The sequence below is a fragment of the Mediterranea massiliensis genome (assembly GCF_900128475.1).
Taxonomy (GTDB): domain Bacteria; phylum Bacteroidota; class Bacteroidia; order Bacteroidales; family Bacteroidaceae; genus Bacteroides; species Bacteroides massiliensis_E.
On the sequence record NZ_LT635839.1, the window covers coordinates 700,487 to 716,255 of the forward strand.

Consider the following 15,769-nt stretch of genomic DNA (forward strand, 5'->3'; position numbering starts at 1 on the left):
TATGGTATCAGTGTTGATTATGTGTACTTGATTTTCGTACAAAAGTAAGGATTCTTTTCAGACAACCTTCGGAAGGGGTGTTAACTTAACATAGATTAATCCTTTACATACGCATCTTTTTTTGTAACTTTGCGGTCGGAAAATAAGATTGATTCAAACTTTAAATACTTTAAGCATTATGGCAAAGAAAGCTCTTTTAATGATTCTCGATGGTTGGGGTTGTGGCGACCATCAGAAGGATGACGTGATCTTCAACACTCCCACGCCTTACTGGGACAGTCTGTTGGCCAACTATCCGCACTCACAGCTCCAGGCGAGCGGCGAGAACGTAGGTTTGCCCGACGGTCAGATGGGTAACTCCGAAGTGGGCCACCTGAACATCGGTGCCGGACGCATCGTTTATCAGGACCTCGTGAAAATCAACCGTGCCTGCGCCGACGGCAGCATCCTGAAGAACAAGGAGATTGTTTCCGCTTTCTCTTACGCCAAGGAACATGGCAAGAACATCCACTTCATGGGTCTGACCTCGAACGGCGGCGTACACTCTTCGTTCGACCACCTGTTCAAGCTCTGCGACATCGCCAATGAATATGGCCTGCAGGACACTACCTTCATCCACTGCTTCATGGACGGCCGTGATACCGACCCGAAGAGCGGCAAGGGCTTCATCGAGCAGCTGACCGCCCACTGCGCACAGTCGGCCGGACGCATCGCCAGCATCGTGGGCCGCTTCTACGCCATGGACCGCGACAAGCGTTGGGAGCGTATCAAGGAGGCTTACGACCTGCTCGTCAACGGACAGGGCAAGGTGGCTACCGACATGGTACAGGCCATGCAGGAGTCTTACGACGAAGGCGTGACCGACGAGTTCATCAAGCCGATCGTAAACGGCTCGTTTGACGGCACCATCAAGGAAGGCGACGTGGTCATCTTCTTCAACTACCGCAACGACCGCGCCAAGGAGCTGACCATCGTACTGACCCAGCAGGATATGCCGGAGCAGGGCATGCACACCATCCCCGGCCTGCAATACTACTGCATGACGCCCTACGACGCATCGTTCAAGGGCGTACACATCCTCTTCGACAAGGAGAACGTGCAGAATACGCTGGGCGAATACCTGGCCAACAACGGCAAGACGCAGCTCCACATCGCCGAGACGGAGAAGTATGCGCACGTCACCTTCTTCTTCAACGGCGGCCGTGAAACTCCGTATGCCAACGAAGACCGCATCCTCGTTCCCTCGCCCAAGGTTGCCACGTACGACCTGAAGCCCGAGATGAGCGCCTACGAAGTGAAGGACAAGCTGGTGGAGGCTATCGGCACGCAGAAGTACGACTTCATCGTGGTGAACTACGCCAACGGCGACATGGTGGGCCACACGGGCGTTTATGCAGCCATCGAGAAGGCAGTCGTTGCCATCGACAACTGCGTCCGCGATACCGTTGAGGCTGCCAAGGCCAACGGCTACGAGGTGATCATCATTGCCGACCACGGCAATGCCGACCACGCTCTGAACGCCGACGGTACGCCCAACACCGCCCACTCGCTGAATCCTGTTCCCTTCGTTTACGTGACGGAGAACAAGAACGCCAAGGTAGAGAACGGTGTGCTGGCCGACGTAGCTCCGTCCATCCTCCACATCCTCGGCATGCCTCAGCCCGCCGAGATGACCGGCAAGGACTTGATTAAGTAATTGATCGGAAGATTATAAATGAATAGAGGGCAGGCAGAAGGTGCTGATGAAAAGATTCCTTCTGTCTGCCCTTGTATTTTATAAGGATTGTCTTTATTCACAAAGGGCATTGTTTACCCCGTTTGTACTGTCAGTTTAAAGCCTTTGTACTGTCAGTTTACTCCGTTTAAACTGCCAGTTTAGTCCGTTTAAACTGTTGGTTTATCCGCATTAAACTGAGAGTTTATTTTCTGTAAACTGAAATAAACTGATATATATTTGATTTATAACGGTTTATGCAAGCGACCGATTGTGAAGAAAGACTTTGATAAAAGAACGGTAATTTATGATACAGATAGACGATGTAGTGGTAAGTCTCGACGTGCTGCGCGAGAAGTTTCTGTGCGACCTGTCGGCCTGCAAGGGCGAGTGTTGCATCGAGGGAGATGCCGGAGCGCCGGTAGAACTGGACGAAGTGGAGAAGCTCGAAGAAGTGCTCCCCGTGATATGGGACGACCTCAGCCCCGAAGCGCGGGCCGTCATCGACCGTCAGGGGGTGGTGTATACCGACTGTGAGGGCGACCTCGTCACGTCCATTGTCAACAACAAGGATTGTGTCTTCACCTGCTACGACAACCGTGGCTGCTGCTATTGCGCCATCGAGAAAGCCTTTCGCGAAGGCAAGACCGACTTCTACAAGCCCGTTTCCTGTCACCTCTATCCCATCCGCGTGGGCGACTACGGTCCCTACAAGGCAGTGAACTACCACCGCTGGGACGTCTGCAAGGCCGCCGTCCTGCTGGGGCGCAAGGAGAATGTGCCTGTCTATAAGTTCCTGCGCGAACCCCTCGTCCGCAAGTTCGGCGAGGCGTGGTACAAGGAACTGGAGATCGCGGCGGAGGAGCTGGAGAAGCAGGGGATGTTGTAACAGATGAAGTAAGGAAGTGATGGCACGTTGCTGGAGTTTGTTTCTGTTGGCATTATGTCTGTTCATGCTTTCGTGTGAACAGGGAAAGGATTGTCCGAAAGAGGAATCAGAGCTGGAGTTGTCTCCGATTATGAATTTGTTGAAGAATGGTGCTTGTGAAGAATGGATTGGAAGAGACCCGGCGGTTGGTAAGAAAAACTACCTATCGGGCTGGTCCTTAAAAGAGCATTATGGCAGCGTCCGCCAAGAGAATGAAATTGTGTACGAAGGTGTTTCGTCTGCACGTATGTCCTCTCCTGAGAAAGGAATCACGGCGAGTATCAGTCAGAGTGTTGGAGTCTCTCCCGGTCATACAATCCGCATCCGTTTTCATTATTACATAGAAGAGTCCTGTACAGGAACCAAACCGCGCATGTATTGTTATTTTCGTGAGGGTGGTTCTGATAACATTCCAAACGATGTCTTGTCTACATTTTATGATGATGCGACCTGGGGTATCATAAGGGGAGGCGGTTACGGTTTGTCTTCTTTTCCGTTGGAGTACGGTGAATGGCAGTTGTTCGATTATACGATACAGGTGCCTGCCATTGCTCATTCTTTTGTATTTGAGATACATAGCTATGCGGGCACAACGATGTACGTAGACGATTGTTGGGTAGTAGATCTCGATATGTATAATGAATGAATCAATAGTGATGGATAGTTTGCTTGTCTGGCTTTTTATCCTTCTGGGCCTGCTTGTAATCTTCGCACGTCATTCTGCATTGATATACATCTCTTCCAGGTTCAGTGTGACGCGGCGGAACCGCTCCAGCAGTCCCAATCCGATAATGCCGTCTATATCGCTGATGCCGAACAGATTGCCGACAGACTGTCCCGTGCGAAGGTCGAGTCCTGTGCTGACGTGTACGTCGTCCAGCGTCGCCTGTCCCTGTCCGATGCGGTAGGTGATGCGCGGCATGCGGTAGGTCTTTTGCTTGCTCACGCCTCCGACGCCAGCCATGCGGAGCGAGTCGGGTTGGCCCTGTACCTCCACCTGTGTGCGGTGGGCGGCATACCAGCGGGCGGTCAGGTCGCTGCCATACGAGCCCGTGTCGAGGTGCATGTATATCGGGTGCCCCTCGTCGTCGCGGCTCTCCACCCGCAGGCCTTCGCTGTCCGTGCGCAGCAAGTTGCTGCTGTTCAGTGGATTGGGTGTCGGCGTGGCGGGAATCACCAGTTCGCGGTGTTCAAAATCAAACTGCACTTCTTTCATGCTCAGCATAATGGGGAGGCCGATGACGGGCTGGAGCATCCCTCCGACGCTGTCGGCTTCGGCATCGCCCGTGCGTGTATCGACAATCAGAAAGGGAACATTCTGCCACGCCATCGGGCCGATGCGCAGCGTGTCGGCTATAGCGATGCGTCCCTGCTGCCTGCCGATGCCCTGCATGTCGATGGTGATTTCGGTCTGTCGCAGACCACACGCTTCGGCCTGGCGGCTGCTGATGATGTTCATGCCGGCACCCGTGTCGAACACAACCGGTTCGTTTGTACCGTTGATGCGTGCATCCAGCATCAGGAAGTGCCCCTGCTTCTTGTATCCTTGGTGCATGTCGTCGTTGAACGTGAAGGGGAGGCGGTATTCGCCTGTCGGATGAAGCGGGCGGCAGAGGGGCGACTCGTGGGCATACATGGTGTAGAGGTCGGCCGCCTTGAGGATAGAGGCCGTGGTGGCGGTGTCCACGCCCTGTGCCTGCAACTGCTGGGCCAGGCTTTGCATCAGTGCGGCAGCTTCTTCGTATCGGCCGCAGCGCGTCAGGTTGGTAGCCATCAGTGCTGCCATGTTCACGGAGTTTTGTCCACCTATTTCTTCCTGATGTTCGTTCAGCACTGTGCCGATGGCGACGCAAGCCGAGTCGGGGCGGTTGAAGTAGTGGGCCGTCATGGCCGTTCCCATCCAGTAGAGCAAGGGGCTGACGGAGTCACGAGGCGTTTCGTCCATTGTTCGTTTCAGCTCGAACCAGTTGCTTTCATTGATCAGGGTGCCGATGTGCTGGTCGGCGGTTTGTGCGGAGACGGTTTGTACGGTGGCAAGGCAGAGGGCCAGGAGTAATTTCTTCATGATGTCGTCGTTTGGAGTTTTCAGACCAAAGATGACAATTTTGCTTCAGCGTGCCAAGGAATCAGTCTTATTTAGTCTTAACAGGCCGGAAAAAGAGGGGCGCCGGAGCGGGAGCATGTCTTCCGTTCCGGCGTGTTCGTTCACTTCCATCGTTCCGCTCTGCGTCGCACCGCGGTGTGGAGCCATGGCACATTTCAATTCTTTCAAAGGCAGGTCCAGGTCCTGTGGCAGGGCATGTCAGAAGTACACGTTGACAGAGAGATAAAGGTACTCCGTGTTGTCCTTGTCTGTTTCGAAGTAGACTTTGTCCTCTCTTGCCAGCCAGCCGATGGCGGCGTTCAAGTCCCTGTCCGTCAGTCCGGAGGCGGTTTTCAGGTCTTCATAACTCCATCGCTTGCCGTTGTTCAGCAGTCGCCAGACGATGCCTGCATTGTTTCCAATGGTACTTTTATCCATAATTCAACCGATATAATAGTTTAACTCGATGTATATGATGTTTCTTCTTCCGACTTTGGTCTCATCTATCGTCAGTTTGCCTTCACGGGCCAGCCAACCGATGGCCGCATTGATGTCTCTGTCCGGCAGCCCGGTCGCCTTCTTGATTTCCAGATAGTCCCATTTCCGGTTCTCACTCTGGAGCAGTCTCCAGATGATTCCTGCGTTTTCGCCGATACTTTGTACATTCATAAGCAAAAAATTTAAGAGGTTAATTTTATGTCTTATCTTGTTTACTGGCATCCCGTATGCCTTTCCTTCAGCAAAAATCAGCTGGAAGGTCGTCCGTTTTGTCCCATGTCCCAATTTCCCTTTCCTGTGTCGGATATTGAACTTTTGTCATGGATAAACTGTTTCTTCCAGCAATCTGTTACAAAATTATACTTTTCTTTTAATAAAACAATTTTATTCTCTCTTTTTTCTTGAAAACTTCTGTTCTTTGACCGATTTTGTGCCGGCGGGTATGGGTTGTCGGGGAGTCATTTTGCAAGAATGTTTCAGGGGAGGTCACAGAAGGCGGATTTACGTTTCGGGGGAGTATTGAAAGAAAAAGTCCCGGCCGGCAGGATTTTCCTGCTGCTCCGGGACTGCTTCAGTTGTAAGATGTGAGGTTGGTAAATAATAAATTATGCGTCAATGTTGGCGTATGTTGCATTCTTTTCGATGAATTCGCGTCGCGGGCCTACGTCTTCGCCCATCAGCATGGAGAAGATGTAGTCGGCCTCGGCGGCATTCTCGATGTTGACTTGCTTCAGCATGCGGTTTTCGGGGTTCATGGTCGTCTCCCACAGCTGTTCGGGGTTCATTTCACCCAAACCTTTGTAGCGCTGGGTGTGGATGGCATTCTCCGAACCGCCGCCGTAGGTGTCGATAAACCGCTGGCGCTGCTGGTCGGTCCAGCAGTATTCCTTCACCTTACCCTTAGTGCAGAGGTAGAGCGGGGGGGTGGCGATGTAAAGGTAGCCTTGCTGGATGACTTGCGGGAAGTAGCGGAAGAAGAGGGTCATGATCAGCGTGTCGATGTGCGAACCATCGACATCGGCATCGGTCATGATGATGACCTTCTTGTAGCGCAGCTTGTCGATGTTGGCTTCCTTGCTGTCTTCGCCGTTGAGGCCGAAGCGGATGCCCAGTGCCTGGATGATGTTGTTCACCTCGTCGCTTTCGAAGGCTTTGTGCCACATGGCTTTCTCTACGTTCAGAATCTTACCGCGCAGGGGCAGGATGGCCTGGAAGGTGCGGTTGCGGCCCTGCTTGGCCGATCCGCCTGCCGAGTCACCCTCGACGAGGAACAGTTCGCATTCGTCGGGGTCCTTGCTGGAGCAGTCGGCCAGTTTGCCCGGCATACCTCCGCCGCTCATGGGCGACTTGCGTTGTACTGACTCGCGTGCCTTGCGGGCGGCTACACGGGCGGTAGCGGCCAGTATCACCTTGTCTACGATCAGCTTGGCTTCTTTCGGATGCTCCTCCAGATAGTAGGTCAGGGCTTCGCCTACGGCCTGGTTGACGGCGCCGCTCACTTCGCTGTTGCCCAGCTTCGTCTTGGTCTGTCCTTCAAACTGGGGTTCGGATACCTTGACGGAGATGACGGCGATGAGGCCTTCGCGGAAGTCCTCGCCCGAGATTTCGACTTTGGCTTTCTCCAGTTGCTTGGCGCAGGTGTCTTCGGCATATTTCTTCAGTACACGGGTCAGTGCGGCGCGGAAGCCGGCTTCGTGCGTACCGCCTTCCTTCGTGTTGATGTTGTTCACGTAGGAATGCAGGTTCTCGCGATAGCCCGTGTTATACATGATGGCGCACTCGATGGGTACGCCGGCCTTTTCGGTGTTCAGGTAGATGACGTCGTCGAAGAGCGGCGTGTTGTTGCTGTTCAGGTAGCGGACAAACTCTTTGACGCCTTCTTCGGAGTGGAATACTTCCTTCACGAACTCGCCGTTTTCTTCTTTCTGGCGGCGGTCGGTCAGCGTGATGCGGATGCCGGCGTTCAGATAGGCCAGTTCGCGCAGGCGGGCCTGCAGCGTGCTGTACTTGTATTCGGTGGTGGTGAAGATGCTTCCGTCCGGCCAGAAGGTCTGCTTGGTGCCGGTGAAGCCCGGATCGCAGGTGCCCACTTCCTTGACGTCGTAGAGCGGCTTGCCGCATTCATACTCCTGCTGGTAGATTTTTCCGTTGCGGAATACCTGCGTCGTCATGTGCGTAGACAGGGCGTTGACGCACGACACACCTACGCCGTGCAGACCGCCCGACACCTTATAGGAACCTTTGTCGAACTTGCCTCCGGCATGGAGCACGGTCATGACGACTTCCAGGGCCGATTTCTTTTCCTTGGCGTGGAAGTCCACGGGGATACCGCGGCCGTTATCTTGTACGGTAATGGAGTTGTCTTCGTTGATGGTTACTTCGATGTGGTCGCAGTAACCGGCCATGGCTTCGTCGATGGCGTTGTCCACCACTTCGTATACCAGGTGGTGCAAACCGTTTTCGCTGATGTCGCCGATGTACATGGCGGGGCGTTTTCTCACCGCTTCCAGTCCTTCCAGCACTTGGATGTTGCTGGCCGAATAGTTGTTTTCACCGTTTATTTTTTCTTCTTCTGTCATAAAATGGTCCTTATTGTAATAACAGAGCAAAAATAGTGAAAATCTTTGGATTATGCCGTGCCGGCGTGTGAGTTTTTTGCGTCTGTGCAGCTTTTTTATTGGATGAGGAAAGTAAGGACAGGTACAAACGAGAAAGGCCGGATTCGGTATGAATCCAGCCTTCTTTTCCTTATGCTGTTTTAAGTATAATTCTCTTAAGCGAGCTTATTGATGTGCAAAGCCAACTTTGATTTCAAGTTGTTAGCCTTGTTCTTGTGGATGATATTGGTCTTTGCCAACTTGTCCAACAGCTTAACCAAACCAGGATACATAGCAACAGCTGCAGCCTTGTCTGTAGTAGCACGAAGCTTACGAACAGCATTTCTCATGGTCTTGCCATAATATCTGTTGTGAAGTCTTCTCTTCTCTTCTTGTCTGATTCTTTTCAGTGATGATTTATGATTTGCCATCTCGACTAATCTTTTATAAATTCGTTTATCTTTTTAATTGTAGCCCGTGGGGGAATCGAACCCCCCTTTCAAGAATGAAAATCTTGCGTCCTAACCGATAGACGAACGGGCCATCCTTTGGCAAGCGTTTCCGCTTTTGCAACCGCATTTCCTTTCGTTTGCGGATGCAAAGGTAGGAACTATTTTTGAACTGGCAAAATGTTCTTGATATTTTTTTTGCTTGTGTCCTTCTTCTTTTTGTTAGAGTTGTTTTGTATTTATCTGAAATACAGGAATTTGTTTGCTTGATATTTTTTCTGCCGGACGAAACTTTTTTATTGTAGGAGGTGCGGGCGTAGGTACTTCTGTTCTTTTTTTGTAGCTTTGTCACTGGATAAAAAGAACTGGTATGTTGCAGAAAACGCAGGGCATCGTGCTTCGGACGGTGAAATACAAGGATACGTCGTGGATAGCCGACGTCTATACGGACGTGGCGGGGCGGGCATCGTTCCTGGTGCCGGTGCCCCGTTCGCGCAAGGCGGCTGTCAAGCCTGTCCTGTTTCAGCCTTTGGCTTTGGTGGAACTGGAGGCGGACTTCCGGCCGAACACTTCCATCTATCGGATCAAGGAGGCCAAGTCGTGGCATCCGTTCACGACCTTGCCCTACGACCCCTATAAGTCGGCCATTGCCCTGTTCCTTTCGGAGTTTTTGTGCAGGGCGGTGCGTGTCGAGTCGGACAACCAGTCGCTCTTTTCCTACTTGAGGCACTCCATCGTGTGGTTGGACGAGTGCCGTACGGGGTTTGCCAATTTCCATCTCGTGTTCCTCATGCGCCTGTCACGCTTCTTGGGACTTTATCCCAATCTGGAGGGGTACTCGTCGGGATGTTACTTCGACCTGCTGAATGCCTGCTTCACTCCCCTGCGTCCGTCGGGGCATTCCTATTATATAGGCCCTGCCGAGGCGGAGCGGCTGACAACCCTGATGCGCATGAACTACGACACGATGCATCTGTTTGCGATGAACCGTGCCGAGCGCATGCGCTGCCTGGCCGTCATTGAGCAGTATTACCGTCTGCATCTGCCCGATTTTCCCGAACTGAAGTCGCTCGAGGTGCTGAAGGAGCTTTTCGACTGACGTCAGTTCTCAATCAGCTACCTGCAAGGCCTCGCCAGCCGCCGAATGGGCGGCCATTTCGGGGGCGTAGGCACATTGGACGGTGGCAAGCCCCGGCTGGTAAGTACCTGCCTGCGATACGCGGCAGCTGTACTCCAATACATAAGTTCCCTTGCCCAAGTGGTCGAAGAAGAAGCGGGTCGAGGCATCTTTCGTCTCGGCATAGTAGCCGAATCCTCCTGCCCAGCGGTAGCCCGAGAGCGTGGCGGTCGGTTCGAGGCAGGCGGCACGGCTGTCCTTCAGCTGGACATAATCCATGGCACGGTCGAGGCGGAGCACAAGGCGGATGACCAGCTTGTCGCCCACGCGAAGGCCGCCTCCCTTTTCCAGCGGATGGAGTTCCGAACGGCCAAAGGCTGTTTTACGCTCGACAAAGCATTGCTTTTCGATGGACAAACCAGTGCTTTGTGCTCGGACATCAGCCACGGGCGAAAGATACTGGGCATAGACGGCTCCCCAAGCCATGCCTTCGTCGTGTTTCTCCACTTCGAGGGTGCGGGCTTTGAGGGCGGCGCTGCCTTCTTCGTAGGTTTCCTTGATGTATCCTAAGCCCTGCAACGGACGGACGGAAGTGTCGGTGGTGCGAAGGTGTTCGCGACCCAAGGTGAGGGTGATGTCGCCACGGTCGGCCAGCCAGTTGCGACCGTTGCACAAGAGGGCATAGATGGCGTCTGCCGAGGCGACGGGCGTATTCCATTGGGTCGTCTGCTTCTGCTTCAGCAACCAGCGTTTCATCTCTTCCATAATAGTAGCGTTGCCTTCGAAGCGCGACAGGGCTTCCATGGCGGCCACGTGGGCGGTGACGGGCATCATGCCCCAGCTATAATAGCCGTCGTTGAAGGCGAAGTGGGCTCCCATCGTCTTTTCCTGCACGAGGTGCTCTTTGAGCGAGGCTTCGAACGCTTCGGCATCGGCCTGGCGTTCAGCAGCTTGCAGGATGACGGCGGCTTGCGCCTTGCGTTGTATGGAGGCCGTCGTCAGCTGGCGGGGCAGAAGCGAGAGGAAGTAGCTTCGTACCTCCTTGTCGGCTTGCTTCATCGCGTCGGCATCCATAGCCAGCAGGTAGAGGTAGTCGAAAGCGTCAGGCGAAAGGGCGGTTATCTGCGTACCCTTGCGCTCGGCTTCACGCAGGCGTTTGTACTCCTTGAGGGCTTCCTGATGCAGGTAGGCAAAAGCACATTGCTTCATCGCCGAGGCATCGGCGTCGAGCGGGCTGCCTGTCAGCAGGGGCAGGCGCACAAGCAGGGTGGCGATGTAGGTGGTGATGTCGCGACTGCTGCCCATGCCTTTGTACCAGCTCCAGGCACCGTCTTCGCCTTGCAATTCCTTCAGGCGGATAAGAGCCGAGAGGGTGAGGTTGCGTTGGCGGTTGGCGTCGAACAGCTGTACGAGACGTTGCATGCGCTCCGTGTCCGAAGTGGCTTCGGCCAGCCAGGGCGTTTCGCTCAACAACATATTTTTTATATCCTCATTTTGCTCCAGACGGCTGAGGAAAGTTTCCTTGCTCTGCCCGCTGGCTTGCCAAGCCTCGATGACTTCGCGGATGCGGGGTTGCGACTGGGCAATGGCGGCGGCCAAGGTGTTGGCATAATAGGCTACGGCCCACGAGATGGCATTCTTGCCGTCGGGTTGCGTCAAGGAAGGCAGGGCCTGTATGGCCATCCAGGCAGGGTTGCCCGTCATCTCGACAGTCAGGCGCCGTTGGGTGGCGGTGGAGCTGTTGCGGTTGAACAACGTATCGAGGTGGAGCGTGCAGGCATCGTTACCCTTCAGGTCGAAGGTCAAGGTTTCCGTCACATATTTCTGATTGCTGAGCACGGGGAGGACATGCTGCTCGCCGTCGCTGAAGTTGCCTCCATCGGCCGTGAGGCGTACGCCCAGCAGGGGATAGCGGTCGTCCACATCGAAGGCGAAGCCGACGGCGGCGTTGCGGCCGGCTTCCGCTTCAAACTTTTCGCGGCGGGTCAGGATGACTTTTTCGGTTGTGGGGTCGAACAATTGTAATGTCACACGCCCTTTTATCGTGCCCTCGGTCAGGTTGCTCACCGTGGTGGCCACCTGTGCCTGGTCGCCCATGCGGAAGAAGCGTGGCAGGTTGGGGCGCAGCATGAATTCCTTGGCGCTGACAACCGATGCTTCGAGCAGGCCTGTCTGCATGTCCTTCGTGTGGGTATAGCCGCGGAAGTTCCATCGGGTCAGGCTTTGCGGCAGGGTGAAGGCCACAACCACTTCGCCCCGTTCGTTGGTGCGGAGCTGGGGATAGAAGAAGGCCGTTTCGGCAAAGTTGGTGCGGAGGTCGGCATCGGGCTGGAGGGTTTCGGCGGTATTCACCACTTCTTCTTCGAACAAGACACCATCGGCCGCAGAAGGCGCGTAGGCGGCTTCTGCGGCAAGGCCGGCTTCTTCCTTCGTGTTGAAGAGGGCGTTGGATGCGGACTTCTGCAGGACGGTTCCTCTTACTAAAGTGGGCGTCCGGCTGGAGCCGTATCCTACAACAAGGGCATCATTGCGTATCTCCATGACTTGGGGTACCAGCCACGGCGAGCAGAAGCGGTCGAACGACCAGCCGGGTACCTTCCAGTCGGGTATCGTGAAGTAGGGCGACAGGTAGAGGCGGCTGACCGTATTCAGACGTACATTGCGCCAGTCGAGTTGCGGAGCGAAGAAAACTCCCCACAACTGACGGTTGGGATAAAGCTTGTCGAGCGAAGCATCGTACATCAACGCCAGCATCTCGGCCGAAGCGAGCAGGCCTTCGGGCGTGGTCACCACAAGACGCCATTCCTCTTCCTGGCCAGGACGCAGGCGGTCGCGGAAGACTTCCCACTTCATTTGCAGGGTGCGATTGGGCTGGGTACGCTTCAAGAAAGCGGTCCGGCTATACAGCTCGCCTCCCTTCAGCATATTGAACAGGAGGGTGACGCTTTCGTCATAACTTTCCAGGTAAGGCATCTCGACGCACATCAGGGTATCGGAGAGTTGCAACAGGCGGCTCTCCACACGTTTCCCACCTGTAAAGACATCCATCCACACCCAGGCATCCTTGAACGAAGTTCCCAGGCAGAAGGAGGCCTCTTCGCCAGCAGCCACCTCCATCTTCCGTTCGTGGAAGAAGAGGGGGGAGTGGACAGGCGGGCGTCGGTCTTCTGTCGAGAAGAGAACGAACGAAGCGGTGCTCTCCACCCGATGGCCCAACGAGTCGATAGCCCATGCCGTCAGGCGATAACGGCCTGAAGGTACTCCCTGCCACATGAGCGAGGGATTGTTCGTGCCAGTGATACATCCTCCGTTTAAGGTCGGCTTACCGTCCTTGGTCACCAGTTCACCTTCTTGCGTCTCAGGGTCGATGCGCCAGTCGGCAGTCAGCGTGAGCGGAGACATTTGGGGATTGGAGGCATGAATCATCCATTGGGTCGTGTCTTCCTTGCACACTTGCGTGGGAATGGATAGGCTCAGGTTGAATGCCTGCGAGCCAGCCGAAAGGGTGTAGGAGGCAGTTTGTGTTTCGCCTGCCTCGTCGGTAACGGCTGCTTCCACTTCGAATGTGTAGCTCTGCCACGGCTGGAGGGTTTTTCCAGATTCTCCTTCCAGCTGGATGTCGATGGCAAATCGGCCTTGCGCGTCAAGGCGTATCGTGTCGGCCTTCAGCGTCTTGTCCGTGTTCAGATAGCCGCGCAGGCGGTCGTAGCGTTTCAGGCTCCAGGCCAGCGGCATCTCCTGAACAGAAGCCCCGCTGAAAGCCTTCACTTCGCCACGCAGAGTCACCGTCTCGCCCAGACAATAGGGAACGGTGACGGGCTGGAAGGTGATTTCGAACGTCGGGCGCTTGTATTCTTCCACCTGGAAGCGGGCGGCTCCCGATATCTGCTTTTCCTGAACACGCACCATGAACTGGCCGTTCAGGCAGGCGGAAGGCAAGGTGAAGTCGGCGGTAAAGGAGCCGAATTCGTTGGTTTGCACGCGTCGGGTGGCTATCTGTTTGAGGTTGGCATCGAGTAACTCCAAGTTTACCCATTCACCTTCTACCACTTGGGCACTGTTTTTCCCTTTATGATAGACAACACCTTTCAAGTAAACGGTCTGACCAGGGCGGTAGATGCTTCGGTCGGTGAGGAGTGAAAGGTCATAGTGCGTATTCGTTGATGGTTGTGACGAGCGGCTCAAGTAAATGTTTGTAGCGGGAAGTGCCGTATCTGCTCCCTTGCTGAGGGTATAGCAGGTATTATACGTATATGGGTCGAGCATAACGACTGCTTTTCCTTGGCCGTCGGTTACAACTTCCTTCAACAGGCGGCGGCTCTCTTCATCGTTCGATGAATAGAAGCAGACGCGGACGTCCGCTTCGGCATGGCCGCTTTGGCCGTCGAGTGTGGTGATTTCCATTTGTCCGCCGCCCAGGTCGAGTGTCAGGGCCCGCAGGCGGCTCACGGGCAATAGGCAACGGCTTTTGCGTCCGTTCTTGCCTTGAGGCATGATTTCCACGACATAGACACCCGGCTCCTGAGGTACAGGCATGGGCATATTTGTGATGCTTTCCAGATAAGGAAGATCAGCCTCCGACTTATGTTCGGCAGGCAGAGGAGTCAGGGTGAGTTGCCGACTATAGATGCGGCGGGGCGACCAACTACGGAAAGTCTTGTCGTTATCGCAATCATAGCGGTTAGAATAGCTGTTCAGGTTCGTGGCATAGATATTCAATGTGACAGGTGCCTCCATCGTACGATAGCGCACGCGTAAATCCAAGGTATCGCCAGGATAGCCGATGCCTTCGGCGGAAATAGCCAGTTGTGGCCGCAGGAGTTCGGCACGAAGCTGCTTCACCTGCCCGATGCGTGTATAGGAGGCATAGCGGCGGATGGCTTCGTCGCACAGGCGGATGGCTTCGCCCACACTGCGTCCTTCGCCTCCACGGCTCATCCATTGCGCCTTGCGCAGATAGACTTCGGCACACAAGGGGCGGTCGGCATAGCGAGTCATCAGGTCGTCGAGGGCTTGCAGATAAGCAGCCTCATCCTGCGAGGCACTTCCATTCTTCCACTCCCAATAGTCGAGTGTGGTCAGCAGGCAGGCATCCGCTCCGTCGGGGCGGGCGGCATATGTTTGCATGGTTTGCCGATAAAGGCTTTCGATGCGTGTATCGATCAATGAGTCTGCTCCGGCACCAGACATGGATTGCAAGGTGCTGATGGCCCTTCGTGCCAGCAGATGGTAAAGGTCGTGGCTGTAATAGGCACTCTGCTCGCCTTGTTCCACAAAGGGCACGTATGCATCGGTCGATGTCTTGAGAAGCAGATCCACGTTGGCCGTTGAAGCCAGGCTGTGCCGGTCTGTCTGCTCGACGAACTGGCGGGCCGTCCACTCGCGGATATCGGCAGGCTGGTTGTCTGTAACCAAGTCTGTCCGTGCGGCTATGGCGCGTCGGTTGCTCTGCCAATACTCCGCGTACTCGCTTGCCAGCAGGGAATGCAGGATGGCGCGGTCCGTTTCATCGGCTTCTGTGGCAACCCATTGCTCCATCTCGTTCAGTCGTGTATAGAGGCTGTCCGGCGTCAGACGTTCTTGAAATGCTGTCCGGCAGAGATAGGCCTTCAGCAGCTGGGGTGAGTTCTTTTCTGCCAGTGCCTTCCGATAGATATCGTCCGTCAGTTTTACGACGGTTTGCGGCAGGCTTTTTTCTTGTGCCTGCTTCACTTGCTTCCACAGCTTTTCGTACGTTTGTGCTTGCATGCTCCCCGTCAGGCAGAGGCCGATGACAAGCAACCATCCCATGTGAGCCAATCGTTTCATAGTCATTTGGTTTTTAGCGTTTTTACTTGGCTCGGACCGATTGGTATCGTTTGGAGTGTCCGAGCATATACCATTAGAGCAAAGTAAGCAATAAAGGTTTAAAAAAACGAATGTTTTAACTGAAAAAGTATAAAACAATTCAGTAATGGCGTATAAAAAAAAGGAGATGCATCACGTGGACGCATCTCCTTCTTATCTTTCGCTTTAAAAAATGAATGTACTCTATTTGTTTCTCTCTCTCTCTTAGAAACTGAATTCTTTGTTATCTTTCACTTCCATATCCCAGGGAGTGCATTTCGCTTTCGCCCATGATGGCCAAAGCATTTATCAAATATGCAAACAGCTTTTTCATAATTAATTCCCTTTCTTTTTTAGGTTACCTGAAAACAACGATTCAATTCTCACTTTCAAATGGGGATTTATGAATGCTTAGAGCATTACATAACCCCAAATGTTCTTGTCGGCATTGCTGACGTTCTTAAAAATTTTCTTTAACATTTTCATTTTGTTATCCTCCTAAATCAATCTTGTTATCCTATTGAAAACTTACCGAAATCTTATTGATTTCATGTTTT

At 53.9% G+C, this 15,769-nt stretch carries 11 protein-coding genes and 1 tRNA gene; 4 read left to right on the forward strand and 8 right to left on the reverse strand.

Annotated elements, in window-relative coordinates:
- Positions 1-178 precede the first annotated feature (178 nt).
- The 3 genes from gpmI to BQ7483_RS16435 all read left to right on the forward strand — a co-directional run bounded on the left by gpmI (position 179) and on the right by BQ7483_RS16435 (position 3,288).
- Entirely contained in the window at positions 179-1,696 is a 1,518-nt protein-coding gene (gene gpmI, locus BQ7483_RS16425; RefSeq protein WP_072546626.1) for a 2,3-bisphosphoglycerate-independent phosphoglycerate mutase, read from the forward strand.
- 325 nt (positions 1,697-2,021) lie between these two features.
- The gene (locus BQ7483_RS16430) at positions 2,022-2,603 is read left to right on the forward strand and encodes a DUF3109 family protein (protein WP_072546627.1); all 582 of its coding nucleotides are present in this window, start codon (positions 2,022-2,024) and stop codon (positions 2,601-2,603) included.
- A 130-nt stretch (positions 2,604-2,733) separates the two neighbouring features.
- Entirely contained in the window at positions 2,734-3,288 is a 555-nt protein-coding gene (locus BQ7483_RS16435; RefSeq protein WP_139247681.1) for a hypothetical protein, read from the forward strand.
- Positions 3,289-3,357: 69 nt separating this feature from the next.
- Here BQ7483_RS16435 and BQ7483_RS16440 read toward each other — a convergent pair whose 3' ends face one another.
- The 7 genes from BQ7483_RS16440 to BQ7483_RS16465 all read right to left on the reverse strand — a co-directional run bounded on the left by BQ7483_RS16440 (position 3,358) and on the right by BQ7483_RS16465 (position 8,363).
- Positions 3,358-4,707 (reverse strand): retropepsin-like aspartic protease, encoded by a 1,350-nt coding sequence (locus BQ7483_RS16440; RefSeq protein ID WP_072546628.1) that lies wholly within the window; start codon positions 4,705-4,707, stop codon positions 3,358-3,360.
- 45 nt (positions 4,708-4,752) lie between these two features.
- Positions 4,753-4,914 (reverse strand): hypothetical protein, encoded by a 162-nt coding sequence (locus tag BQ7483_RS17790; RefSeq protein ID WP_154673578.1) that lies wholly within the window; start codon positions 4,912-4,914, stop codon positions 4,753-4,755.
- A gap of 30 nt (positions 4,915-4,944) precedes the next feature.
- Positions 4,945-5,163 carry a winged helix-turn-helix domain-containing protein gene (locus BQ7483_RS16445; RefSeq protein ID WP_022020777.1) on the reverse strand — a complete coding sequence of 73 codons (219 nt, stop codon included), beginning with the start codon at positions 5,161-5,163 and terminating at the stop codon, positions 4,945-4,947.
- Positions 5,164-5,166: 3 nt separating this feature from the next.
- The gene (locus BQ7483_RS16450) at positions 5,167-5,394 is read right to left on the reverse strand and encodes a winged helix-turn-helix domain-containing protein (RefSeq protein ID WP_022020776.1); all 228 of its coding nucleotides are present in this window, start codon (positions 5,392-5,394) and stop codon (positions 5,167-5,169) included.
- Between the two features lie 434 nt (positions 5,395-5,828).
- The gene (gene gyrB, locus BQ7483_RS16455) at positions 5,829-7,802 is read right to left on the reverse strand and encodes a DNA topoisomerase (ATP-hydrolyzing) subunit B (RefSeq protein WP_072546629.1); all 1,974 of its coding nucleotides are present in this window, start codon (positions 7,800-7,802) and stop codon (positions 5,829-5,831) included.
- 194 nt (positions 7,803-7,996) lie between these two features.
- Positions 7,997-8,251: a 30S ribosomal protein S20 gene (gene rpsT / locus BQ7483_RS16460; protein ID WP_072546630.1), complete on the reverse strand. Its 255-nt coding sequence runs from the start codon at positions 8,249-8,251 to the stop codon at positions 7,997-7,999.
- A gap of 40 nt (positions 8,252-8,291) precedes the next feature.
- Positions 8,292-8,363: transfer RNA gene (locus BQ7483_RS16465), tRNA-Glu, on the reverse strand.
- Positions 8,364-8,639: 276 nt separating this feature from the next.
- On the opposite strand from BQ7483_RS16465, the gene recO reads away from it, so the two are divergent.
- Positions 8,640-9,368 (forward strand): DNA repair protein RecO, encoded by a 729-nt coding sequence (recO, locus tag BQ7483_RS16470; protein WP_072546631.1) that lies wholly within the window; start codon positions 8,640-8,642, stop codon positions 9,366-9,368.
- A gap of 9 nt (positions 9,369-9,377) precedes the next feature.
- On the opposite strand, the gene BQ7483_RS16475 is transcribed toward recO, so the two are convergent.
- Entirely contained in the window at positions 9,378-15,194 is a 5,817-nt protein-coding gene (locus tag BQ7483_RS16475; protein ID WP_072546632.1) for an alpha-2-macroglobulin family protein, read from the reverse strand.
- Between the last annotated feature and the right edge of the window lie 575 nt (positions 15,195-15,769).